The organism is Streptomyces sp. NPDC001093 (genome assembly GCF_040298985.1).
Taxonomy (GTDB): Bacteria; Actinomycetota; Actinomycetes; order Streptomycetales; family Streptomycetaceae; genus Streptomyces.
Window position 1 is genome coordinate 35,429 of sequence record NZ_JBEPBF010000037.1, and the last position, 23,409, is coordinate 58,837.

Genomic DNA, 23,409 nt, shown 5'->3' on the forward strand with positions numbered 1-23,409 from the left:
CCCCGGTGCCGCTCAGGCCCGGCGGATGGTGATCGTCGTCCAGGCGCCCACGTGCACCCGGTCGCCGTCCTGCAGCGGAACCGGCACGAACGGCTGGATCGGTTCCTCGGACATGTTGACCGTGGTGCCGTTGGTCGAGTTCTGGTCGACGACCGCCCAGCTGCCGTCCGGCTGCTGCACCAGCACCGCGTGCTGGTGCGAGACGCCCGGGTCCTCCGGTGGCACCGCCAGGTCGATGTCGGGGGTGTCGCCGGTGGAGTGCCGACGGCGGCCGATGGTGACCTGGTTGCCGCTGAGCGTGCGCTGCTGCTCGGGCGAGTACGCGGGCAGGTTCAGGCCCGCGGCCTCGGGACCCGAGCGCTGCATCATCGCCATGAAGTAGTCGCGGTCCGGGCCGATGGTCGCCGTCCAGGTGGCCCGCTGCGGCGGCACCGGCGGGTAGCCGTAACCGCCACCGGTCTGTCCGCCCTGCGGGCCGGAGGCCGACGGCGGGGAGATCACCCAGTCGTCGTCACCGCCGAAGGAGGGGCCGGGCGGCGGGGGACCGGCCGGCAGCCCGGTGCCGCCGGGCGGACCGCCGACCGGGGGCCGGCCGGTCTCCCGCGGGAACGCGGGCGGCGCGGGCGGTCCGGACTGCTGGTACGCCTGCGGGGCACCGCCGGGCCCGGCACCGGGACCGGCGGGCGGGGTCGGACCGGGCGGCGGCGGTACCGGACGCGAGGGGTCGCCGCCGAAGCCGGAGGGACCGCCCTGGGGCGGGCCGGGGGGAGTGGGGCCGCCGGGACCCGAGGGCTCACGGCCGAAGGGGCCCCCGGGACCGGAGGGCTCACGACCGAAAGGACCGCCGGCGCCCTGGCCCTGAGGCTGCCCGGGGCCACCGCCGAAGCCGGAGGGGCCGCCGGGGCCGCCGGGACCCTGGCCCTGACCGCCGCCGAAACCGGACGGACCGCCCGAACCCGGGCCGCCACCGAAGGCACCCGGACCGCCAGGTCCGCCCGGGCCGGGCGCGGTCGGCGGTCCCGACGGGCCGCGCTCGCCGGCGAACGGCGTCGGGCCCGAGGGCTCGCTGCCGAAGGACGGGATCGGCTCGGCGGGCCGGTTCATCTGCGAGGGCCGCGAGCCCTGGTACTCGTACCCGTCATTGCCGCCGTACGTCGCGCTCGGCGGCTGGAACCGCGGCTGCGGCGGGCGCGGCGAGGCCGGGGTGTACGAGGTGGCCGTGTTGGTCAGGAAGTTCCACCGGCACTCCTCGCAGAAGGGCGCGCCGCCCTCGCGGGGCGTGCGGCACTGCGGGCACAGCTCCGGCTCCGAGGCCGACGCGGCCGGCGGGCGTGTGCCGGCCTGGGTGCCGGGGCCGTTCGGGCCGCCGGGCGGCGGGAAGCCGTAACCGCCCGCGGGCGGGGGCGGCGGCGGGGGCGGAGGTACGGCACCGGCCATGCGGTGACCGCACACCTCGCACCAGTCGTCGGAACCCGACTGGTGTCCGTTCGGGCAGGTCGGCATGTCGGCGCTTCCCCTTCTCCGGATGTTCTACTGGGTCACTTCTTTACACGAACAGTCTTTGTGGACCGGGTCTCCAGAGTCATCTCATCCGCCTCTGCGACCTTCGTCTTCAACCGCACAGTACCTGTCGCGGCATCGACCACGTCCACCACCTTCGCAAGCAGTTTCGCAGTATCGGCGTTCCCGGAGGCGTTGGCGAGCTGAACGGCACGCCCCAGTTTGGCCGTTGCACCATCGAAATCGCCCGCTTTGCGGAGATCGAGGCCCTGCCTGATGGCTTGTGCCAGTTCGGCCTGCCCGGTGTAGTGGGCGACTTGGGGGTTGATCGAGGTGGAGGCCACCATGTCGTCGGTCCACACCGCCCGTACGAGGCCCTGCGCGCCGAGGTTCTGTACCGATCCGTCCGGTTGCGGCACCACCAGCGAGACGCGCGCGGCGAGCATCTCCTGGCCGAGGCCGGCGGCCGGGACCTGGACGCACAGGTGGTAGTCGCGGGACTCGTCGCCCCAGGAGCCGGTCGGGTAGTCCCCGGCGCGCGGCCCGGCCTCGGTGCGGCGGGCGGTCAAGTCCTCGACGGTGGGCGCGACTTGCTTGACGAACCGGATGGCCGTGCCGACCGGCGTCCACACCCGCAGGGAGACGTCGGCGACCTCCTTGCCCATCGCCGTCTCCATCATCTGTGTGAAGTCGGCGGCGAGCCCGGCCGGGTCGGCGACGATGTCGGCGGTGCCGAGCAGCGCGGAGGCGATCCCTGTGACTTCTTTCACTTCCCAGTCGGTGCCCACGCCCCGCGCGTCACAGGTGAACCGTCCGGCACACGCATCCAGCGCCGCCCTCAGATCCTCCGGCGACTCGTGTTCGTTGCGGCCGTCGGTGAGCAGGATGCCGTGCCGGATGGTGACGTCCGCCGAGTTCAGCAGCCGGTCGGCGAGCCGCAGCCAGGTGCCGATGGCCGTGCCGCCGCCCGCGCTGAGCCGTCGTAGCGCCTGCTTGGCCTGTTCACGGGTGGCGGCGTCGGCGACCGCGAGCCGCCCGCCGCCCGGATAGACCTCCTTGGCCACGTGCGTGCCGCCGATCACCGCGAAGTGCGTGCCGTCGCGCAGGGTGTCGATCGCGGCGGCCGTGGCGTCCCGGGCGTTGCGCATCTTGGTCGGCGGGTAGTCCATCGAACCGGAGCAGTCGACCATGAGCGCCACGGCGGCCGACGGGCCCTGGCCGCGCGGGTACAGCGGTGCCACGGCGCTGCCGACCGTGCCGCCGCCGGTCGAGGTCACCGTGACGATCGCGTTGACCTCGCGCCCGCCCTCCGGCAGGTACTCGTTCTGATAGACGTCCATCGAGAACTGCGGCACATGCGACTTCGCGAAATTGGCCATGCGTACTCAAATCCCCCTTGACCGCCCTGCCGATGCAGGACGATGGCTGTGAACGGGCCGGTCCCCTCCGACCCGCGGCCTCAGGCCGATCCTGCCCCCTGCGGCGGCACCGGGAACGGCACGACGGCCACTGTTACGTTGTCGTGGCCCCCGCCGTCCAGGGCGTGGCCGACCAACACCCGGGCGCTGTGCAGCGGGCGCTCGGCCGCGTCCGCCGGCACGACCTCGGACATCTCCTCGGCCGACTCGGCGTAGTTCCACAGGCCGTCGGTGCACACCACCACGACTCCGGGCCGGTCCGGCTTGAAGGACGCGGTGTGCGGCTCCAGTTCGTAGGCGTCCGCGCCGAGCCAGCCGGTGATCGCGTGGGCGCGCTCGTCGGCGTACGCCTCGGCCTCGCTCATCAGGCCGGCGGCGACCATCTGCGCGGCCCAGGAGTCGTCCTCGGTGAGCCGGGCCGCCGGCGCGCTGCGGTCGTCCGGCACCCAGTAGACGCGGCTGTCGCCGACCCAGCCGACGACCAGCAGACCGGAGGCGACGACCGCGCCGACGATCGTGCACGCCGGGGCGTTCTGGTGCGGGGCGTGCTCGCGGGCCGTGGCGGGTTCCTCGGCGAGCGCGTTGACGGCCTGCGCGGCGGCGACGATCGCCTCGTGCATGGCCGTCTGCGGATGCGTGCCGCGCGGCAGGGCGGCCAGCAGCGTGTCACCGGCCGCCTGGGAGGCGGCGGTCGACGCGTCGTCGGGGCGGGTCGCGGAGGACACGCCGTCGCAGACGATCGCGAGGGCGGCCGGGGTGCCGTCGGGCAGCGCGGTGTGGCCGACGGTGAAGGCGTCCTCGTTGCGGTGGTGGCGCAGACCCCGGTCGCTCACGGCGGCCACCGGGCCCGACTCCCGCTCCATGTGGTCGCGTTCGCGGGGCTGGGCGTGCCCGCAGTTCTCGCAGTAGCCGTCGCTGTCCACCCGGCCGGCCCGGCAGGCCACGCACACCTGCGCGGGCTCCTCCGGCCCGGCCGTGTTCCCGGGACTCTCGGCCACTCGCGGGTCCGGCGCCTGCAACGGGTACTCGTCGAGCTCCGCGGGCCGGTCGAAGCGCACCCCGGAACCGGCTGGCTGCGGCCCGGACCCGTGGCCGTGCGGGTCCGGGCCGGCCCCGTGTTCGGGCAGGGGTGACCCGCCGGAGTCGGTGCCGGGCAGGTCGGCCGGCAGATGGGGCGCCTGCGGGCTGTTGGAGCCGTCCGGCTCGGGGGCGGGCCAGTCCACGCCGTCCCCCGGGGAACCGGTCATGGTGAGCGTCGGATGGTCCTGCGGCGGCGCGGGTACGACGGAGAGGTCGTACCCGCACGCTCCGCAGAACAGGTCACCCGGCTCGACGGGCTCCGCGCAGCTCGGGCACTTCGGCAGTGCGGCCTGCTGGGGCATCTGCGACATCAACTACACCCACGTCCGGGGGCGGTAACGGTTGGCCCGTTCCACCAGTTCGATCCTCTCCTCGCCGCCGGGCGCCAGCCGGGCCAGCGTGCGGTAGGCACGCTCCAGGCCGAAGCGGAGGCCCCGCTCGTCCAGACCGCTGCCCAGCAGCACCCGTCCGCCGGCGGCGGGCGGGGTGCCCTGGCCACCGGAGAGTATCCAGTCCAGCGCCGAGCCGAGGACTTCCGCCGACAACTGCTCGCGCCGCGCCGGGTCCAGACCGTACGCGTCCAGCGCCTCGACCTGCCCGGCGGCGGCCGTCAGGTCGTCCAGGAACGGTACGTCACCGGCGGTGGCGGTGCGCTGTCTGAGCCGCGCCCGGACGGCGGCGACCCGGGCGGCCGTGTAGTGGATGGAGGACTCCGGCACCGACTCCAGGGTCCGCACGGCACCGTGCCGGTTGCCGGCCGCGAGCTGCACCCGGGCGAGCCCGAAGGCGGCGCTCACAAAACTCGGGTCGGTCGCCCACACCAGGTGGTAGTACTCGGCCGCGTTGTCCAGCTGGCCCAGCACCTCCGCGCACAGGCCGAGCGCCAGCTTGGGCGCGGCCTCGCCGGGGAAGGCGTCGTAGATCGCGTCGAAGGAGAGCGCGGCGCCCTCGAAGTCGCCGGTGACCAGGGCGGCCACGCCCCGGTACCACACCACCCGCCAGTCGTCGGGCCGCTCCTCCTCCAGCTTGGCCAGGCTCATCAGCGCGGCCTGGTGGTCACCGCTCTCCAGCCGGGCACGGACCTGCCGGAGCCGGGTCTCCACGGTCTGCGCGGGCGCCGCGTCCAGGGCCGCGATCAGCTCGGCCGGCGCGGAGGTCATCAGACCCGCCAGGAAACCCGCGTTGGGGTCACCCGGGTCGACGAGCGGGACCGGCAGGGCGAGCGCGGTGGCGGGGGTGTCGACGGGCCTGACGAGGGCGGGCGGGAGCGCGGCCGGGACGGGTGACGGGGCCTTGGCCGGGGGCCGCGCCCCCAGCCGGGACACATCCCCGTCCAGCCGGGGGAACAACTCCCGGTCGATGACCCTCACTTCGGGCCCGAACAGCGTCGACAGCGCGGGCCGCGCCTGCCCGGTCTGCAGGGAGACGACCTCGCGCAGCACGCCGGTCAGCTGTTCGGCCATCTCCTGCGCGGAGGCGAACCGGCGGGCCGGGTCGGGGTCGGTGGCACGGACCAGGAGCCGGTAGAAGGACTCGTAGCGGCGGAAGACGTCGATGGTGTCCGGGTCGGGCAGGGAGTCCGCGTAGACGTTCGTGTAGCCCTGGAAGTCGAACGTCAGCACCGCGAGCGTACGACCCACCGTGTACAGGTCGCTCGCCACCGACGGGCCCGCCTCGGCGACCTCGGGCGCCTGGTAGCCGACCGTGCCGTAGATCGCCGACTCGTCGTCGTCCATGCGGCGCACGGCGCCCATGTCGATGAGCTTGAGCTGGTCCTCGGTCTGGATGGCGTTGTCGACCTTGAAGTCGCAGTAGAGGAGGTTACGGCTGTGCAGGTGGCCGAGGGCCTCCAGCGCCTCGATGCCGTACGCGCACGCCTGCTCCACCGGCAGCGGGTCCCGGCGGCCCTGCGGTGTGCGGCGGGCGTTGGCGATCTCCTTCAGGGACTTGCCGCCGACGTACTCCATGACGATGTAGCCGTCGAGGGAGCCGGTGCGCTGGTCCAGGTGCTCCACGAAGTTGTAGATCCGCACGATGTTGGCGTGCTCGATCTCCGCGAGGAAGCGCCGCTCGGAGATCGCGGCGGCCATCGCGTCCTGGTCACCGGTGTCCAGCAGGCCCTTGAGCACCACCCACCGGTCGGAGACGGCCCGGTCCACGGCGAGGTAGATCCAGCCGAGCCCGCCGTGCGCGAGGCAGCCCACCACCTCGTACTGGCCGTGCACGATGTCCCCGGCCTTCAGCTTGGGCACGAAGGAGTACGGGTGCCCGCACTTGGTGCAGAAACCCTCCGTGCGCCCCGGCCGCTCCCCCCGGGCCCGGCCGACCGGCACCCCGCAGTCCGAGCGCGAGCAGAACCGCTTGCGCTCCGGCACCTCCGGGTTGTCCAGCACCATCGCGCGCGGGTCGGGCCGCGGCACCTGCGGCACATGCACCAGACCCGCGCCGAGCCGCCCGCGGGTCGACGTCCCGGACGAGGAACCCGAGCTGCGCACCGACACCGAACGCCCGCTGGAGCGGCCCGACAGGGACCGCGAGAGCCGCCCGGACACCGAGCGGCGCGACTTCGACGACTGCGAGGACGTACGGGAACTGCTGCGCGAACTCCCGCTGTCCGCCGCACCCCTGGTCACCCCGGTCGCCGGCGAACCGACCATGCCGCTCGCCGAGACCACCGGTGCCAGGCCGCAGGTGTCGCAGTACAGCTCGCCGCCGCCCACGTCCTCGTACGACCCCTCGCAGCCCGGCCGCTGACAGGTCTGCCCCGGCTGGCTCATGACTGGTCCCCCTTACGGTCCTCGGGCGCGCCCGCGCCGCCGAGCAGTTCGGCCGCCAGCTGCTGGTAGCGCAGCACGGCCTGTTCGGCCACCCGCAGGTCGCAGGGCGCGCTCCACAGCATGCGCCGGGCCGCGTCGTACCGCTCGACCAGGAACGGGTCCTCCGCGAGCCCGTGCCGGGCCACCTTGGCCTTGTAGGCGTCGAGCCGGCCGCGCAGCTCGGCGCGGACCGCGAGCGGCGCGGTGACCGCGGTCAACGACTCACGGGCGCGCAGCAGTTCGTCCTCGGCCTTCTGCTCCAGGGACTCCAGGAGCGGGGAGAGCCGGTGCCACTGGGCCTGCCTGCGGTACTCGGCCGCCGTCGCCAGCTGCTCCTGGAGCACGGTCGGCGGGCCGCTGACCACCGGCACCTCGGTCGCCGCGATCTTCGCCAGCACCTCGCCGCGCGCGGTGCGGGCCTCGGCGAGCGTGCGGTCGGCGCGCGAGAGCACGTCCCGCAGCCGGATCAGCCGCGCCTCCGCGTCCTGCCGGACCGTCAGCACGGCGTCGATCTCCCGGCGCACGTCCTCCAGGGCGCGCGCCTCACGGTCGTACACCGTGGTGTCCGGACGGCCGCCGCCCGGCGCCGAACTGCCCTCGGCCGGCACCCAGAAGGCGAGCGGGTCGGAGACGACGTCCTCGCGCAGCTTGGTGAGCGTGCGGGTGATCCGCTCCAGGTCGTCACCGGCCGGGTGCTCGCCGGGGCGTACGCCGACGGAGTGCGCGAGCTTGCGGGTGCGCTGGAGTTCCGCGGCGAGTAAATCGATCCTGGCGGGCAGCGCCGACCACACCGCGTCGGCGGCGACGACCAGGTCCAGGCTCGTCGCGTAGAGCTCGTTCATCCGGTCCACCAGGCCGGACAGCGAGAAGGACTCGCTGAGCGTGCCGTTGCCGGCCACGGTGACGGCCTCGCCGCGCAGCAGATCGGTCAGCTCCACCAGGTCCTCGCGGCTGGACCAGCGGCGCCGGGAGCGGATCTCGCGGGCGGAGCGCAGCGCGTCGGCGTAGGCGTCGAAATACCCCCACAGCAGGGTGATCCGCGCCTCCGTGGCCTGCCAGCGTTCCCTGGTGACGCCGGTCAGTTCGGCGCCTTCGAGGAGTCTGCGGCCCGCGTGGTCCTGCAGTGCCAGCAGCGAGGTCTCGATCGCCTCGTGCTCCTGGCCGAGCCGCGCCAGCGCACGGTCCACCTCGTCCCGGTCCATCACCGGCCCGGCGGGGTCCGTGACGCCCATCGATCACCTCTCGCTGCTTTAAGGTTTCCGGTCGGATGTGGCTCAGCTCGTGCGCAGATACTGCGGCGCGGGCGGCTTGGACGCGCTCGAGTCCTTCCCCAGTGTCGCCGACAGCCACTTGTCGTACGACACCTGCCAGCCGCCGGCGCGGTAGTCCACCAGGATGCGATTGACCCGGCGTACCAGATCGGAGGCGTCCCTCTTCATCGCCACGCCGTAGTACTCGGTGGTGAACGCCCCGCCCTTGAGTTCGACGGTCGGGTCCTGCGCTGCCTGGCTGGCGGCGAGCGCGCCGTCGGTCACCACCGCGTCCGCCTCGCCGAGTTGCAGCCTGACCAGGCAGTCGAGCTGGTTCGGCACGGTGGTGGAGATGTCCGTGGAGGCGGGCAGGGTGCCGTCCTTCTTGTCGGCGTCCAGTTTGGTGTACGCCGTCGAACCGGCCGCCGTACAGATCCTCTTGTGCGCCAGGGTGCTGTTGTAGCCCGTGACGGACGACGACTTGGGCGCGAGGACCTGCTGTCCGGTCTTGAAGTAGGGGGCGGAGAACGCCACCTGGGACAGCCGGTCGCAGGTGATGGTCATGGTCCGCACGACCATGTCCACCCGCCCGTCCTGTATCGCGGAGATCCGCTGGCTGGTCGGGATCGCCTTGAACTGCACCGCCTCCGGGTCGCCGAGGATGTCCTGCGCGATCCGGTGCACCAGGTCGATGTCGAAGCCCTCCAGCTCCGCGCCCTGGGTGTTGGGGTTGCGGTAGCCCCAGTGGTAGCTGTTCTGGTCCACGCCGACGATCAGCTTGCGCTTGGCGCCCGTACGGGCCTTGATCGCGTCGATCGTCGGGCCGTCCGCGCCGGACGGCGACAGGGTCTGGTTCTGCGCCCCGGAGGGCGTGCAGTCCGTGGCGCGGGCCTGCACACCGTTGGCGACGGCCTGACCGGTCCGCGCCGGGCGGTGCGGCAGGGGCTGCTGGGTGCACGGCAGCAGCAGGACGAACGCCAGAGCCAGCGCGCACAGCACCGCCATCGCGCCGACCCCGCCCCAGCCCCGCAGGGAGGCCCGTACACGCGCCGCGTACATCGTCATGCCCCCTGTCACCGGTACTCCGAAAGCCTGCGGCCGATGCCGAACAGCGCGCCGGCCGCGCCGAGCGCCGCGAGCACGGCCGCGCCGGCCGGCAGCCCGGCCATGGCGTCCCGGCCGTCGCCGGCGGCCCGCTGGAACTCGGCCTGCTCGTGGTCGATGGCCCGGGCGAGATTGGTGTCGACTCCGTCGAAGCACTCGCCGGTGGCGCCCTTGGCGCCGATCACCTCGTCCAGCGCCTGCTGGTAGTTGCCGTCCTCGTCCTCGGTGCGGGCGGCGGTGTGGCGCTGCTTCCACACCGCCATGTTGCCCTCGGCCGCCTTCACCGGAGTGCTGCCGCCCTGGTCGTCGGCGAGCTTCGCCGCCCGGGCCAGGCTCGTGCCGAGGTTGGTCATGTCCTTGTCGAAGTCGTAGTAGTACGCGTCGTACGTCTGCCCGTCGACCGTGACGGTCTCCGCGCCGCGCGCCACCAGGCTCAGGTTCTCGTTGCCGCGTGCCTTCAGGGAGGCGATCCGGGCGTCGTGCAGGACGGTCAGCGAGCGGATGCCGTGGTCGTAGGAGCCGTTCAGCTCCGAGCGGGCCACCGCGTGCCCGACGACCAGCCACAGCAGGGCGACGGTCGTGGCGGCGGAGGCGGCGACCAGGCCGTGGTTGAGGACGCGGTTGGTGCGCCGGTAGGTGCGGTTCTGGGCCCAGCCGAGCGCGGCGAGGGCGAGCACGCCGAGCGCGATGGCGACCCACGGATACGGCGTCGCGTCGCCGTAGTCGGCGTCGAGCCGCTGGTTCTCCTTGGTGTAGAGATCCTCCGCCGCCGGGAGCATCTCCTTCTGCATCTTCTCGTTGGCGTACCGCAGATACGCGCCGCCGACCGGGTAGCCCTGCCGGTTGTAGGTCCGCGCCCGCTCGATGAGCCCCTTGTACTCGGGCAGCAGCGTGTTCAGCCTGGCGACGGTCGTCTCGGAGGCGGAGCCCGGCTCGGCGTTCGCGGCGGCCGTCACCAGGCCCGCGGCGGCGGTACGGATGTCCTTCTCGTACCGGTCGCGGGAGACGGCCGTCTCCTGACCGCCGGCCAGGAAACCGCTGGAGGCGGCCGTGTTGGCATCGGCCAGCGACCGGTAGATGTCCGCCGCGCCGGAACTCAGCGGCTGGCTGCGGTGCAGCACGTCGTCGGCGGCGGCCCCCCGCTCACTGGCCTGCCAGGCCGCGGCCGCGCCGAACGCCACGACCAGCAGTGCCAGTACGGCCCCGATGATCCGCAGCCGCCCCGGCTCGGTGGTCGCCGCGTCCCGCAGCCGGTCGACGCCCTCGGCGAACGCGCTCCGCCGGGCGGACGGCGCGGGGGAGCCGGCGGGCGCCGGGCGGACGGGCTGCGCGGGGATGCCGGGGGCTCCGGGCAGGCCGGAGCCCGCCACCGGTGGCGCTGCCGTGCTCTTCGGCGGGTGTGTCACTCGACCTCCCCCATGGTCATCCGTTCGCCGCCAAGTATCGCCGCCCGGACCGACATCCGCACCGGCCTTCACTGGATCTTGATCGGATCGCAGCGTGCGCTGCTCATGAATACGCCGGGAGCATCTGTTCGGTTCCCCCGGGGAGGGCGCCGGGGAGGTGGGGCAGCGGCTACCCCTCCCAGTGCCCCCGCGCCCGCTCCCGCGCCTGCGGGGCCGCCCCCAGGCGGTCCAGTCCCAGCAGGGCCGCGCCCAGGACCGGGCTCGCCGTGACCACGCGGACGTCGGCCTTGGGGGCGCGCGCGGTCAGCAGGTCGCGGATGCCGTCGTCGAGCAGGGCGTGCCCGGCGGTCAGGACGCTGCCGCCCAGCAGCACCGGCGTCTCCTCGTCGAGCAGGTCCAGGCGGGTCAGCGCCACCGTGGCCATCACCGCCACCTCCGCCGCGAGCCGGGCGACGATCGAGCGGGCCACCGCATCGCCGTCGGCGGCCGTCGCGAAGAGCACCGGGGTCAGCTCGTGCCGGCGGTCGTGGCCGACGTGCTCCAGGTGCAGCGCCTCGATCAGCGCGTACATCGTCGGCAGCCCGAAGTGGCCGGGCAGGGTGCGGGCCAGGGCCGTCGGCTCGCCCCGGCCGTCCTCCGCGCGGGCCGCGAACCACAGCGCCTCCTCCGCCAGGCCCCAGCCCCCGCCCCAGTCACCGGAGATCCGGCCGATGGCCGGGAAGCGCGCGGTACGGCCGTCGGGGCGCATGCCGACGCAGTTGATGCCCGCCCCGCACACCACGGCCACCCCGCGGGGCTCGGCGACGCCCGCGCGCAGGATCGCGAAGGTGTCGTTGCGCACCTGCACCGACGCGCCCCAGCCGCGCGCCTGGAGCGCCGTCGCCAACTGCTCCTCCTCGACGGGCAGATCGGCGTTGGCGAGGCACGCCGAGACATGCGCGACGGACGTGAGGCCCGCGTCCGCGAAGGCGCGCCCCACCGGTTCGGCCAGCGCGTCCACCGCCGCCCTCACCCCCACCGCGGGCGGGCGGAAACCGCCGCCACGGGCCGTGGCCAGCACCTCCCCGGCGGCGGTGACCACGGCCACGTCGGTCTTGCTGTTCCCCGCGTCGATGGCGAGGACGGTCTGGGTCAGGCCCACGCGAGGTGCTCCCGGTTGTGTGCGATCAGCTGGTCGGTGAGGGCGTCGGCGTACGCGTGCTGACCGATCAGCGGATGGGCGAGCAGGGCGCGGAAGACGCGGTCACGGCCGCCGCGCAGCGCCGCCTCCAGGGCAAGGTCCTCGTACGCCGTCACGTTCGCGATCAGACCGGTGAACAGGGGAGCCGGCTCCGGCACCGGCAGCGGGACCGGGCCGGCCGGGCCGACCGCGGCCTGCACCTCGATCACCGCGTCGTCGGGGAGGAACGGCAGGGTGCCCCGGTTGAACGCGTTCACCACCTGGTACGGGCTGCCTCCCCCGCCCAGCAGCGCCGCCGCCAGGTCCACGGCCGCCTCCGAGTAGTAGGCGCCGCCGCGCCGGGCGAGCAGCGCCGGCTTCTCGTCCAGGGCCGGATCGCCGTACATCTGAAGCAACTCCCGCTCCATGGCCGCCACTTCCGCGGCCCGGGACGGCTTGGTGCGCAGTTCGCGTACGACCTCGTCGTGGGCGTAGTAGTAGCGCAGGTAGTAGGAGGGGACCACGCCCAGGCGGTCCAGGAGGGGGCGCGGCAGGTGCAGGTCGTCGGCGATCGCCTCGCCGTGCTCGGCCAGGAGCTTGGGCAGGACGTTCTCCCCCTCCGGGCCGCCCAGCCGTACTCCGGTCTCCCAGGTGAGGTGGTTGAGGCCCACGTGCGCCAGATGCACGTCGGCCGGCGCCACGCCGAGCAGGTTCGCGAACTTCCGCTGGAAGCCGATCGCCACGTTGCACAGGCCGACCGCCCGGTGCCCGGCCTGGAGCAGGGCGCGGGTGACGATGCCGACCGGGTTGGTGAAGTCGATGATCCACGCGCGCGGGTTGGCACGGCGGACCCGTTCGGCGATGCCGAGGACCACCGGGACCGTGCGCAGCGCCTTGGCCAGGCCGCCCGCGCCGGTGGTCTCCTGGCCGACGCAGCCGCACTCCAGCGGCCAGGTCTCGTCCTGCTCGCGGGCCGCCTGTCCGCCGACGCGCAGCTGGAGCAGCACGGCGTCGGCGCCGTCCACGCCCGCGTCCAGGTCGGCGGTGGTCACGATCCGGCCGGGGTGGCCCTGCCTGGCGAAGATCCGCCGGGCCAGCCCGCCCACCAGCTCCAGCCGCTCGGCGGCCGGGTCCACGAGGACGAGTTCCTCGATGGGCAGGGTGTCCCTGAGGCGTGCGAAGCCGTCGATGAGTTCGGGGGTGTAGGTCGAGCCTCCGCCGACCACGGTGAGTTTCATGTCGTGGTTAACCCTTCACTCCGGTGAGCGTGACGCCCTCGACGAACGCCTTCTGGGCGAAGAAGAACACGAGGATCACAGGGGCCATGACCAGCACGGTCGCGGCCATCGTGAGGTTCCAGTCCGTGTGGTGGGCGCCCTTGAAGGACTCCAGGCCGTAGCTCAGCGTCCAGGCGCCGGGGTTCTCGGAGGCGTAGATCTGCGGCCCGAAGTAGTCGTTCCAGGCGTAGAAGAACTGGAAGAGGGCGACGGCCGCGATCCCCGGCCTGGCCATGGGCAGGACGACCTTCAGCAGGGTTCTGAGGTCCCCGCAGCCGTCCACCCGCGCGGCGTCCAGGTACTCGTTCGGGATCGTCATCAGGAACTGGCGCAGCAGGAAGATGGAGAACGCGTCGCCGAACGCCATCGGGATGATCAGCGGCCACAGCGTGCCGGACAGGTCCAGCTGTTTCGCCCAGAACAGGTACATCGGGATGATGACCACCTGCGGGGGCAGCATCATCATCGAGATCACCAGCATCAGGGACAGATTGCGGCCCCGGAAGCGGAACTTGGCGAGCGCGTACGCCACCGGGATGGACGACACCACGGTCAGGACGGTGCCGAGGCCGGCGTAGATCAGCGTGTTCTTCCACCAGGTGAGGAAGCCGGGGGTGTCGAAGACCTTCCGGTAGTTGCCCCACTCCCAGGTGTGCGGGATCAGGTCGCGGCTGAGCGCCTGGGTGTCGCTCATCAGCGAGGTCAGGAAGACGAACACGAACGGCAGGGTGAAGAACAGCGCGGCGGCGACGCCGAGGGAGTGGACCGCGATCCATTCGAACAGCGCCCTGCGCCGGGCGGTGCGCTCGGCGGCCGTGGAGGGCGTCCTCAACTCCACCGGCTTGTCCAGTACTTGGGTCATGGTCAGTCACCTGCCTGGATGAGACCGCCCCGGCGCCGCATCAGGAACCCGGTGAACACCATCGACAGGGCGAACAGCACCAGGGCCACCACACAGGCCGAGCCGTAGTCGAAGCGCTGGAAGCCGAGGTTGTAGACGAGCTGGGGGAGGGTGAGCGTGGACTTGTCCGGGTAGCCGGGCTCGAACTGGGTGCCCGCGCCCTGGATCACCCCGGAGGCGACCTTCCCGGCGATCAGCGGCTGGGTGTAGCACTGCATGGTCTGGATCACGCCGGTGACGACCGCGAACATCACGATCGGTGAGATGTTCGGCAGGGTGACGTACCGGAACCGCTGCCAGGCCGAGGCCCCGTCCAGCTCGGCCGCCTCGTACTGCTCGGCCGGCACGTCCAGCAGGGCGGCCATGAAGATGACCATGAGGTCGCCGATGCCCCACAGCGCCAGCAGGGTCAGGGCCGGTTTGGACCAGGCGGGGTCGTTGAACCAGCCCGGCGCCGGGATGCCCGCCTTCTCAAGGATCGAGTTGACCGGGCCCGTACCGGGGTTGAGCAGGAAGGCGAAGGCCATGGTCGCGGCGACCGGCGGGGCGAGGTACGGCAGGTAGAACAGGGTGCGGAAGACCCCCGTACCCGTCCTGATCCTGGTGATGAGCAGGCCGATGCCGAGCCCGAAGACGACCCGCAACGACACCATCACCAGGACCAGCCACAGCGTGTTGCGCAGGGCCGGCCAGAAGAGCGGGTAGTGCTCGAAGACGTAACGCCAGTTCTTCCCGCCGCTCCACGTCGGCGGCCGGAAACCGTCGTAGTGCATGAAGGAGAAATAGACCGTCGAGATCAGGGGATACGCGAAGAAGACCGCGAAACCGATCAGCCAGGGCGACATGAAGGCGAGGGTGCGAAGCGCCGACCGACGGCGCTTCGACGCCGGAGTGACCGTACTCATCGGCTACTTCGCCTGCGCGATGTCCGTGTCGATCTGCGCGGCCGTCTTCTTCAGACCGGCCTTCAGATCGGTGGCCTTGCCGCTCTCGTAGTCATAACCGAACTGCTGGATCGTCACCAGGTACACACCGCCGTTGACCGAGGCGGGCGTGGTGGTGGAGTCCGGGTCGGCGGCGATGTCGAGGAACGTCTTGAAGCGCGGGTCGTACTTCAGCTTCGGCGACTTCAGCGCGGCCAGCGTGGAGGGGACGTTGTGGATGTCGTTGGCGAAGCCGACCACCGCGTCCGTGTCCGTGGTGATGTACTTGACGAATTCCCAGGCCGCGTTCTGCTTGTGGCTGGTGGCGGCGATGCCCGCGATGGTGCCGGTGATGTAGCCCTTGCCGTACTGCGCCGCCTGGTCGTCGGGCACGGGCAGCGGGGCGACCCCGATCTCGAACTTCGGCTTGGTCTGCTCGGCCATCCCGAGCCGCCATTCGCCGTCGAGCTGCATGGCGACCTGACCGGTGTGGAAGGGGTGCTTGGGACCCCATTCGTCACCCAGCGTCGCCCGGAACTTCTCCAGCTTCTGGAATCCGCCGAGTTCGTCCACGAGCCGCTTCTGGAGTGTGAAGCCCTTTTCGAACGCCGGGTCCGTGGCGAGGTCCGACTTGCCGTCCTTGCCGAAGTACGTCGGCGAGAACTGGGCGAAGTAGTGCTCGGTGGTGGTCTCCCAGCCGTGGTAGTCCGGCATGAATCCGAGCTGCTTGTAGCCATCGCCCTGGGGGATGGTCAGTTTCTTGGCGTCCGCCTCGAACTCGGACCAGGTCTTCGGCGGATTCGCGATACCGGCCTGCTTGAACGCCGTCTTGTTGTAGTAGAGCCCGTACGCGTCACCGAGCAGTGGCGCGGTGCAGCGGTTGCCGTCGAACTGGGTGTATTCGTTCATCGTCTTCGGGAACGTCTTCTCGGGGTCGATCCCGGACTTCCTGAAGAAGGGGTTGAGGTCGACCAGCGCGCCCGAGGAACAGAACTTGCCCACATTGTTGGTGGTGAACGAGGAGATCACGTCCGGTGCCTTGTCACCGCCCGACCGCAGCGCCTGGTTGATCTTGTCGTCCGTCATGTTGCCGACGATGTTCACGTGGATGTTGGGGTGCGCCTTCTCGAAGCCGGCGACCAGGGACTTGACGGCCTGCACCTCGTTCGGCGCGCTCCAGGCGTGCCAGAAGTTGATGGTCGTGTCCTTCGAGGCGTCGTCCGTGGCCCCGGAGCCGGACTGTCCGGTACAGGCGGTGGCGGTGAGCAGCAGCGCGGAGGCGGTCAGGGCGAAAGCCGCTTTTCGGGCGACTTCGGGTATGGCTGTGGGCATGGCGAGGTCTCCCAGGGACGGGTGAACGGGAAGAGAGGTGCTGCCGGGGTCAGCGCGAGGTGTCGAAGACCTCGTCGCGGGTGGTCACGAGCGCGGACTCCAACGCGCCGCGCAGAACGGGGTGTTCGTGGACGTCGCCGACGACCAGCCGGGGGCGGGCCGCGGCCAGCTCCTCCAGTTCGGCCTGGACGAGGGCGCGCAGGACCTCGCCGCCGGCCGTCAGCGCGGAGCCGCTGAGGACGACGAGTTCGGGGTCGAGGACCGAGACGAGCGAGGCGAGACCGGTGGCGAGCCGGGTCGCGTAGGTCTGGAGCAGCTCCCGGTAGGGGCCGGAGACGTGGTCGGCACCCCGCGCCACGAGCTCGGCGGCGACCTCGGTGTACGACCCCGACGGCAGGTCCGGGATGCCGAGTTCACGGGCCAGCTTCGGTACGGCCTGGGAGCCGGCCAGCTCCTGGTAGCCACCGCTGTTGGCCTTGGTCACCTGCCGGACCAGGGGCGTGCCCGGCACCGGCAGGAAGCCGACCTCGCCGGCGCCGCCGGTCCAGCCGCGGTGCAGCCGGCCGCCGAGGACCAGGGCGGCGCCGAGCCCCTCCTGGTTCCACAGGAGGACGAAGTCGCCGTGGCCCCTCGCGGCGCCGAGCCGCTGTTCGGCGAGGGCGACGAGGTTGACGTCGTTCTCGTACTCCACCGGCATCGGCAGGGCGGCGGCGAGCTCGTCGAGCAGGGTGGGGGAGTGCCAGCCGGGGAGGTGGGAGGCGTAGCGCAGCCGCCCGGTGTTGGGGTCGAAGGCGCCCGGGGTGCCGATGACCAGCCGGTGCACATCGGACCGGGCGAGTCCGGCGGCCTTGACGGCACCGTCGAGCGCGTCGGTGACCTGCTGGACGACGGGTCGGGCGGGCCGCCGCCCCGGGGTCGGCAGCTCGAATTCACCCACGGTCCGCCCGGTGATGTCGGCGACGGCGGCGCGGATCCGCTCCGGGGTCACATCGAGCCCGGCTGCGTGCGCGGCCGCGGGGTTGACGGCGTACAGCTGGGCGTTGGGGCCCGGCCGGCCCTCGCTGGTGCCGGTGACCCGCACCAGTCCGGCCGCCTCCAGGCGGGCCAGCAGCTGGGAGGCGGTGGGCTTGGACAGGCCGGTGAGCTTCCCGATCCGGGTGCGCGACAGCGGCCCGTGCTCCAGCAGGAGGTCCAGGGCGGCGCGGTCGTTCATGGCGCGCAGCACGCGCGGGGTGCCCGGCGTACCGGCGGTTCCTGCCATGGGGTCGACACCTGCCTTTCCAGCCACCCAGCTTTTCAGCGACCCGGGCGTGGCGTCCAGCCTTGATCAACGGACGCCGGAAGATCACTGTTAGGAAAGTTTCCTATCGCGGTGCGAGGAACGTAAGCCCAGGACGAAGGGGGCGTCAATAGACAACGGCCCCGAGGAGACGGAGTCGTTACCTCGGGGGCGGGATCGTCCGGGGGCTCAGTTGTCGAGGAAGGGGGTGGTGTCGAGGGTGGGGCAGGGGGCGGGGAGGGGAGGGGGCTGCCGAGGTCGACCGGGGTGTCCACGCTGTAGTACGCCTTTGTGGGGTCGTCACTCGGGAGAATGGGGTCCGTATAGCAGTGGGCAGTCTTCGTGTTGCGGTTGATCAGAACGTAGGCGGGGACACCGGCGGCAGCATAGGTGCGGAGTTTCGGTCCGGTGTCCGCCCAGTGATTGGATGACGTGACTTCGCCGACCAGGGCGATCATGTCAACCGGGTACCAGCCCTTGTTGGCCTTGCGATACGACTCGTCGAGTTCCGAGGCCTTACGGCGACGCGCGTAAAAGTCCGGAATGAGCAAGGCCATGGTGCTGCCGTCCTTATGGGCGGCGCGGTAGCCGCAGCCGAAGCCGACGAGGCGGAAACCGGCTGTGCGGAACTGGTAGTGCAGTTCGCCGATGCCGTCGTTGTGGTTTTCGTCAGGTTGCGGCGGCGCGATGACCGTCCCCTCGACATACTCGGGTCGAATCGGCGTCGGCGACGCTTCTTCGATCACGCTCAACAGGTCGATGGGGTCCACCTGCATCACGACCCTCTCCATGATGGTTCGGCGCTCATCCCTGGTTCTCCTCGTCACGCTGATGCCAGGCTAAGCCCGCGCTGGGCGCCCCGGCAGAACGATGGGGCACCCCATGCGCCCTGCGCGCCGGAATGCCCCGTCTGTTCACTCGAACGAGTGTGCTGAACCGTTCCGCTCGCTACTTGCCCGGAGGCTCCGGCTGCTGCGGAGCTATCGGCGTCGTCGCCTTCGCCTGCGCGGAGTCCGCGTTGGCGAAGACCGACGGGGCGGCCACCGAGGCCGCCGGGTCGGGGGTGTCCTCCGCGTCCTCGACCGACGTCGCGCCGCCCACGATGCGGATGCTCGCCTGGTCGAACGCGCGCTTGATGCGCCAGCGGATCTCCCGTTCGACCGTCAGCGCCTTGCCCGGCATGGTCTTGGCCGAGACCCGCACCACCATGGAGTCGATCAGCACCGAGTCCAGGCCGAGGACCTCGATCGGGCCCCACAGCAGCTCGTTCCAGGGCTCTTCCTTGCTCATGTGCTCGGCGACGTCGTCCAGCGTGGCCTTGACCCGGTCCAGGTCCTCGGAGGCCTTGACGGTGACGTCCACGCCCGCCGTGGCCCAGCCCTGGGAGAGGTTGCCGATCCGCTTGACCTCGCCGTTGCGGACGTACCAGATCTCGCCGTCCGCGCCGCGCAGCTTGGTCACGCGCAGCCCGACCTCGATCACCTCGCCGGTGGCCACGCCCGCGTCGACCACGTCACCGACGCCGTACTGGTCCTCCAGGATCATGAACACGCCGGAGAGGAAGTCGGTGACCAGGTTCCGCGCGCCGAAACCGATCGCCACACCGGCCACCCCGGCCGACGCCAGCAGCGGCGCCAGGTTGATCTTGAAGGTGGACAGCACCATCAGCGCGGCCGTACCGAGGATCAGGAAGCTCGCCACCGACCGCAGCACCGAGCCGATCGCCGCCGATCGCTGTCGGCGCCGCTCGGCGTTGACCAGCAGCCCGCCCAGCGCCGTGCCGTTCACGGCCTCGGCGGTGCGGCCCATCCGGTCTATCAGCTTGGTGATCGCCCGCCGCACCATCGCGCGCAGCGCGACCGCTATCACCACGATCAGCAGGATCTGCAGTCCCATCGCGAGCCAGGTCGACCAGTTCTGCTCGACCCAGCTCGCCGCGTTCGTCGCGCTCTGCTGGGCGTCCTGCAGCGACGCCGGCACGGCCGGCGCCGTCTCGGACGGAGGGGGGGACGGGGTCGGCGACGCACCGGCGGCCAGGAGGACGGCGGGCAAGGACGACACGGCAGATACCTCCAGGTGCTGCGCGGTCCGTGCCGGTGGGCGGTCAAGGTCTTCAAGGTCACGAAAAGGTCACCGGACGGACAGGGCCACCACACTAACGGGGCATTGTGTGGGCATCGCGCGGATCCGCCAAGGAGGTGCGCAGGAGAGACGGGACTCACGTCGGCTTGAACAGGCCATGATCCGGGGGAAGTATCCGGTGTGGTCGAAAACACTCCCAGCCCGTTACCGGGACATGGTGGCGCTTCCACCAGGCATGAGGGGAGACTGACTGCAGATCGTCCCGGCGCGAGCCACGCGCCGCCGACGCCCAAGGAGGCACCCGTGCCGCATGTCCTGGTCCTCAACGCGTCGTACGAGCCGCTCGGCGTCGTACCGCTCCGCCGCGCGCTCGTCCTCGTCCTGGAGAACAAGGCCGTCTCCCTCGAGGAATCCGGCGCCTATATGCACAGCGCAACCGTCACAGTCCCCGCACCCAGCGTGGTCCGGCTCAAGCGATTCGTCCGGGTTCCCTATCGGGGGCCCGTTCCCCTCACCCGACGTGCGCTCTTCGCGCGCGACGGGGGCCGGTGCATGTACTGCGGTGGCGTCGCAACCAGCGTCGACCACGTCATCCCGCGCAGTCGCGGGGGCAAGCACGTCTGGGACAACGTGGTGGCCTCCTGCCGCCGCTGCAACCACGTGAAGGCCGACCGTCACCTCGTCGAACTGGGGTGGCGCCTGCGCCACAAACCGGCGCCGCCGAGCGGGCTCGCCTGGCGCATCATCGGCACCGGGCACAGGGACCCGCGCTGGCTGCCCTACTTGCAGCCGTACGGCGCGGACGACGCCATGGCCCGGATCGACGGCATTTCTGCCTGACGGCGATCCGGGCCTTCGCGTACCTGCCGCGCCGAGGACGCGAACCGGCTCCGGGAGCCCACCGTGCCCCCGGAGCCGTGCGGCTCACGCGTACCGCAGCTCCCCCGGACGCGCCGAACGCCACAGTGGGAGCAGTGAGGCGGCCGCCGCCGGCGGACAGCAGGCGTACACGCCCACCGGAACCAGCAGCGCGGTGTACCCCCGGCCGGCGAGGCCGTAGAGGGCGATCGCGAGGGCGACGAGGATCGCGGCGGCCGTCAGACCGATGCCCGTCGTGCAGAAGGTCATGCCCGCGCCGAGCGAGTCCCCGCGCAGCACAGCCAGGAGCGCCCGCCGCCCCCCCGCCGGCAGCCGCCCGACCGCGCCGGCCGTGCCCCCGGCCGGCCATACCGCGCCCGCACCGACCACGAGGACCAGCGCGAAGACCGTCAACGGCATGCGCCCGCGACCGGTGCCGGAGGTGTTCGCCACGGCCCACGGCGCCGGCAGGAGCACACGAACAGCAGCCCCGGCCCGCGCCCGCTGCCCGGCCGCACCCGGCGCGAGGTCAGAGGCCAGGGGGCGCGCACCACCCGTCGTCTCGTGTTCGAGCAGGTGTCGGGAGTGCCCGCGCCGTCACGGGGTAGGCCTGCCGTAATCCGTTCAAAACCGCAGCATCCGACCGCCACCCAGAAGGAGGCCCCCGTGGCCGCACCGGCTCCGCTCTCGATCCCGGACCAGTGGAAACCCGGGGCGGACCCGTCCGCCCCGACCGGCGACACGCCGCTGAGCGTGTTCAGCGCCGAGAGTGCCTGCGCCCAGGCCCCGCTGACCAGCGAACCGCCCCTGCCCGACGCCGAGCCCCTCACCAGCGAGCCGCCGCTCGCCGAGGCCACCCCGCTGACCAGCGAGTCGGACGCCTTCGGCGCGCAGTCGTACGAGTCCGGTGACTTCGGCGCGAGGTCGTAGATGACCGCGGCGTTCGAGGACCTCGCGGACGCGGACCTGGCCCGGCTCGCCGGGCTGCACGGGGTCGCCACCTCCTACAGCCCCGCCCCCGGCCGCGACGTCGCGGTCCCCGCCTCCGCCGTGGCCGCCGCCCTGGCCGCCCTCGGCGTCGACGCGACCGGCCCCGCCGCCGTAGGCACCGCCCTCACCGCACGGGAACGCGAGCTGCGCGAGCGCCTGCTGCCGCCGACGCTCGTGCACTGGGCCGGCGACCCGCAGGGCCCCGCCGCCCTCGCCGCGCTGCCGCCCGGCACCCGCCTGCGCGTCGAGACCGAGGACGGCCAGGAGCGGGACACCGCCGCGGAACTGCCGCTCGGCGTGCACCGGGTGACCGCCCTCGCACCCGACGGCCGCACCGGCCACGCCCACCTCGTCGTCGCCCCCGACCGGCTGCCCGCCCCGCCCGGCCGCTCCTACGGCCTCCTCGTCCAGCTGTACTCCCTGCTCTCCCGCCGCTCCTGGGGCATGGGCGACCTCGCCGACCTCGCCGAGTTGGCCGGCTGGGCCGGACGCACCGCCGGCGCCGGATTCGTCCAGGTCAACCCGCTGCACGCGGCCGTACCCGGCGCCCCCTCCGACCCCTCCCCCTACCGCCCGTCCTCCCGCCGCTTCCCCGACCCCGTCCACCTGCGGATCGAGGACATCCCCGAGTACGCCTACGTCGCGGACCGCGAGCGGCTGAGCGCCCTGCTGGAGCGGGCCGAGCGGCTGCGCGCCGCCGTCCTCGACAAGGGCGCCCTCATCGACCGGGACGCGGTGTGGGAACTCAAGCGCGCGGCGCTGGACCTGGTCCTGGCCGTCCCCCTCGGCCCCGGCCGCCGGGCCGCCTACGACGACTTCCGCGCCGCCCACGGCCAGGCCCTCGACGACCACGCCACCTGGTACGCCCTCGCCGAGATCCACGGCTCCGACTGGCAGCGGTGGCCGCCGGGCCTGCGGGATCCCCGCTCGGCCGCGACCGCGCGCGCCCGCGCCGAGCTCGCCGACCGCGTCGAGTTCCACGCCCGCCTGGCCTGGCTCACCGACGGCCAGCTCCGCGCCGTCCAGCGCGCCGCCCGCGAGGCCGGCATGCCGGTCGGGATCGTGCACGACCTCGCCGTCGGCGTGCACCCCGTCGGCGCCGACGCCTGGGCCCAGCAGGACGTGTTCGCCGCCGGCATGTCCGTCGGAGCCCCACCAGACGCCTTCAACGCCCGCGGCCAGGACTGGGGCCTGCCGCCCTGGCGCCCCGACCGGCTCGCCGCCACCGGGTACGCCCCCTACCGCGAGCTCCTGCGCGCCCTGTTCCGCTCCGCCGGCGCCCTGCGCATCGACCACGTCATGGGTCTGTTCCGGCTGTGGTGGGTCCCGCAGGGCAGCCCGCCCACCGGGGGCACCTACGTCCGGTACGACGCCGACGCCATGCTCGCGATCCTCGCCCTGGAGGCCACCCGCGCCGGGGCCGTCGTGATCGGCGAGGACCTCGGCACCGTCGAGCCCGGTGTGCGCGAGACGCTGCAGCGGCGCGGGGTGCTCGGCACCTCGGTGCTGTGGTTCGAACGCGACTGGGAGGGCGACGGACGCCCGCTGCCGCCCGAGCGCTGGCGCGCCGACTGCCTGGCCACCGCCACCACCCATGACCTGCCGCCCACGGCCGCCCGGCTCACCGGCGACCACGTCGACCTGCGCGACCGGCTCGGCCTGCTCACCCGCTCCGCGACCGAGGAACGCGCCGAGGCCACGGCCGACACCGCCGAGTGGCTCGCCCTGCTCGGCAGCCTCGGCCTGCTGGACCTGGCGGCCGCCGGACCGCCGGGCAGCGACGAGGAGGAGGAGATCCGCGCCGTCCACCGCTTCCTGCTGCGCACCCCGGCCCGGCTGATCGGCGTCTGGCTCCCGGACGGCGTCGGCGACCGCCGCCCGCAGAATCTGCCGGGGACCTGGGACCAGTACCCGAACTGGCGGCTGCCCCTCGCGGACCCCGAGGGCCGGCCGGTGCCGCTGGAGGAACTGACGTCCTCCCCTCGGCTGAGGGCACTGCTCCAAGTGTTCGAGCAGGCCAGAGTCGTGTGAGCC

The 23,409-nt window shown here is 72.5% G+C and carries 19 protein-coding genes; 3 read left to right on the forward strand and 16 right to left on the reverse strand.

What is annotated here, in order from left to right; translation table 11 throughout:
- Positions 1-12: 12 nt before the first annotated feature.
- From ABT288_RS20195 to ABT288_RS20265, 15 genes are all read right to left on the reverse strand, one after another.
- Positions 13-1,503: an FHA domain-containing protein gene (locus tag ABT288_RS20195; RefSeq protein ID WP_351609402.1), complete on the reverse strand. Its 1,491-nt coding sequence runs from the start codon at positions 1,501-1,503 to the stop codon at positions 13-15.
- A gap of 35 nt (positions 1,504-1,538) precedes the next feature.
- Entirely contained in the window at positions 1,539-2,879 is a 1,341-nt protein-coding gene (locus ABT288_RS20200; RefSeq protein WP_351609404.1) for a vWA domain-containing protein, read from the reverse strand.
- Positions 2,880-2,959: 80 nt separating this feature from the next.
- Entirely contained in the window at positions 2,960-4,309 is a 1,350-nt protein-coding gene (locus ABT288_RS20205; protein ID WP_351609407.1) for a PP2C family protein-serine/threonine phosphatase, read from the reverse strand.
- A 3-nt stretch (positions 4,310-4,312) separates the two neighbouring features.
- Positions 4,313-6,775, reverse strand: a complete 2,463-nt coding sequence (locus ABT288_RS20210; protein ID WP_351609410.1) for a serine/threonine-protein kinase — start codon at positions 6,773-6,775, stop codon at positions 4,313-4,315.
- Entirely contained in the window at positions 6,772-8,046 is a 1,275-nt protein-coding gene (locus ABT288_RS20215) for a coiled-coil domain-containing protein (protein ID WP_351609413.1), read from the reverse strand. Before ABT288_RS20215 ends, ABT288_RS20210 begins: the two co-directional genes overlap by 4 nt.
- A gap of 42 nt (positions 8,047-8,088) precedes the next feature.
- Positions 8,089-9,123: a glutamate ABC transporter substrate-binding protein gene (locus ABT288_RS20220; RefSeq protein WP_351609498.1), complete on the reverse strand. Its 1,035-nt coding sequence runs from the start codon at positions 9,121-9,123 to the stop codon at positions 8,089-8,091.
- 14 nt (positions 9,124-9,137) lie between these two features.
- The gene (locus ABT288_RS20225; RefSeq protein ID WP_351609416.1) at positions 9,138-10,574 is read right to left on the reverse strand and encodes a GlnX family signal transduction membrane protein; all 1,437 of its coding nucleotides are present in this window, start codon (positions 10,572-10,574) and stop codon (positions 9,138-9,140) included.
- Between the two features lie 169 nt (positions 10,575-10,743).
- A complete protein-coding gene (locus ABT288_RS20230; protein WP_351609419.1) occupies positions 10,744-11,715 on the reverse strand; it encodes an N-acetylglucosamine kinase in 972 nt (323 codons plus the stop codon).
- Positions 11,706-12,971, reverse strand: a complete 1,266-nt coding sequence (locus ABT288_RS20235; RefSeq protein ID WP_351609422.1) for a 6-phospho-beta-glucosidase — start codon at positions 12,969-12,971, stop codon at positions 11,706-11,708. The genes ABT288_RS20230 and ABT288_RS20235 overlap by 10 nt, the downstream gene beginning before the upstream one ends.
- A gap of 7 nt (positions 12,972-12,978) precedes the next feature.
- Complete coding sequence (locus tag ABT288_RS20240; RefSeq protein ID WP_351609425.1) at positions 12,979-13,872, reverse strand: carbohydrate ABC transporter permease; 894 nt, start codon at positions 13,870-13,872, stop codon at positions 12,979-12,981.
- Between the two features lie 2 nt (positions 13,873-13,874).
- A complete protein-coding gene (locus tag ABT288_RS20245; protein WP_351609428.1) occupies positions 13,875-14,816 on the reverse strand; it encodes a carbohydrate ABC transporter permease in 942 nt (313 codons plus the stop codon).
- Positions 14,817-14,819: 3 nt separating this feature from the next.
- Entirely contained in the window at positions 14,820-16,166 is a 1,347-nt protein-coding gene (locus ABT288_RS20250) for an ABC transporter substrate-binding protein (RefSeq protein WP_351609431.1), read from the reverse strand.
- A gap of 49 nt (positions 16,167-16,215) precedes the next feature.
- The gene (locus ABT288_RS20255) at positions 16,216-17,427 is read right to left on the reverse strand and encodes an ROK family transcriptional regulator (RefSeq protein WP_351609434.1); all 1,212 of its coding nucleotides are present in this window, start codon (positions 17,425-17,427) and stop codon (positions 16,216-16,218) included.
- 35 nt (positions 17,428-17,462) lie between these two features.
- Complete coding sequence (locus ABT288_RS20260; protein WP_351609501.1) at positions 17,463-18,221, reverse strand: Uma2 family endonuclease; 759 nt, start codon at positions 18,219-18,221, stop codon at positions 17,463-17,465.
- A gap of 172 nt (positions 18,222-18,393) precedes the next feature.
- Positions 18,394-19,506 (reverse strand): mechanosensitive ion channel family protein, encoded by a 1,113-nt coding sequence (locus ABT288_RS20265; protein ID WP_351609437.1) that lies wholly within the window; start codon positions 19,504-19,506, stop codon positions 18,394-18,396.
- Positions 19,507-19,830: 324 nt separating this feature from the next.
- Here ABT288_RS20265 and ABT288_RS20270 point away from each other — a divergent pair, with 324 nt between their 5' ends.
- Positions 19,831-20,367, forward strand: coding sequence for an HNH endonuclease (locus ABT288_RS20270; protein ID WP_228625160.1), 537 nt, complete (start codon positions 19,831-19,833; stop codon positions 20,365-20,367).
- Between the two features lie 84 nt (positions 20,368-20,451).
- On the opposite strand, the gene ABT288_RS20275 is transcribed toward ABT288_RS20270, so the two are convergent.
- A complete protein-coding gene (locus tag ABT288_RS20275) occupies positions 20,452-20,838 on the reverse strand; it encodes a hypothetical protein (RefSeq protein WP_351609440.1) in 387 nt (128 codons plus the stop codon).
- Between the two features lie 213 nt (positions 20,839-21,051).
- Here ABT288_RS20275 and ABT288_RS20280 point away from each other — a divergent pair, with 213 nt between their 5' ends.
- Both ABT288_RS20280 and malQ read left to right on the forward strand, forming a co-directional pair.
- Positions 21,052-21,315 (forward strand): hypothetical protein, encoded by a 264-nt coding sequence (locus ABT288_RS20280; protein ID WP_351609443.1) that lies wholly within the window; start codon positions 21,052-21,054, stop codon positions 21,313-21,315.
- The gene (malQ, locus tag ABT288_RS20285) at positions 21,316-23,406 is read left to right on the forward strand and encodes a 4-alpha-glucanotransferase (protein ID WP_351609445.1); all 2,091 of its coding nucleotides are present in this window, start codon (positions 21,316-21,318) and stop codon (positions 23,404-23,406) included.
- Positions 23,407-23,409: the final 3 nt, after the last annotated feature.

Excerpts from the sequence above, each read along its gene's own strand:
- ABT288_RS20240 (WP_351609425.1), bottom strand. The coding sequence starts at position 13,872 with ATGACCCAAGTACTGGACAAGCCGGTGGAGTTGAGGACGCCCTCCACG.
- ABT288_RS20220 (WP_351609498.1), bottom strand. The coding sequence starts at position 9,123 with ATGTACGCGGCGCGTGTACGGGCCTCCCTGCGGGGCTGGGGCGGGGTC.
- ABT288_RS20235 (WP_351609422.1), bottom strand. The coding sequence starts at position 12,971 with ATGAAACTCACCGTGGTCGGCGGAGGCTCGACCTACACCCCCGAACTC.
- ABT288_RS20255 (WP_351609434.1), bottom strand. The coding sequence starts at position 17,427 with ATGGCAGGAACCGCCGGTACGCCGGGCACCCCGCGCGTGCTGCGCGCC.
- ABT288_RS20245 (WP_351609428.1), bottom strand. The coding sequence starts at position 14,816 with ATGAGTACGGTCACTCCGGCGTCGAAGCGCCGTCGGTCGGCGCTTCGC.
- ABT288_RS20195 (WP_351609402.1), bottom strand. The coding sequence starts at position 1,503 with ATGCCGACCTGCCCGAACGGACACCAGTCGGGTTCCGACGACTGGTGC.
- malQ (WP_351609445.1), top strand. The coding sequence starts at position 21,316 with ATGACCGCGGCGTTCGAGGACCTCGCGGACGCGGACCTGGCCCGGCTC.
- ABT288_RS20200 (WP_351609404.1), bottom strand. The coding sequence starts at position 2,879 with ATGGCCAATTTCGCGAAGTCGCATGTGCCGCAGTTCTCGATGGACGTC.
- ABT288_RS20210 (WP_351609410.1), bottom strand. The coding sequence starts at position 6,775 with ATGAGCCAGCCGGGGCAGACCTGTCAGCGGCCGGGCTGCGAGGGGTCG.
- ABT288_RS20260 (WP_351609501.1), bottom strand. The coding sequence starts at position 18,221 with ATGCAGGTGGACCCCATCGACCTGTTGAGCGTGATCGAAGAAGCGTCG.
- ABT288_RS20250 (WP_351609431.1), bottom strand. The coding sequence starts at position 16,166 with ATGCCCACAGCCATACCCGAAGTCGCCCGAAAAGCGGCTTTCGCCCTG.
- ABT288_RS20215 (WP_351609413.1), bottom strand. The coding sequence starts at position 8,046 with ATGGGCGTCACGGACCCCGCCGGGCCGGTGATGGACCGGGACGAGGTG.
- ABT288_RS20205 (WP_351609407.1), bottom strand. The coding sequence starts at position 4,309 with ATGTCGCAGATGCCCCAGCAGGCCGCACTGCCGAAGTGCCCGAGCTGC.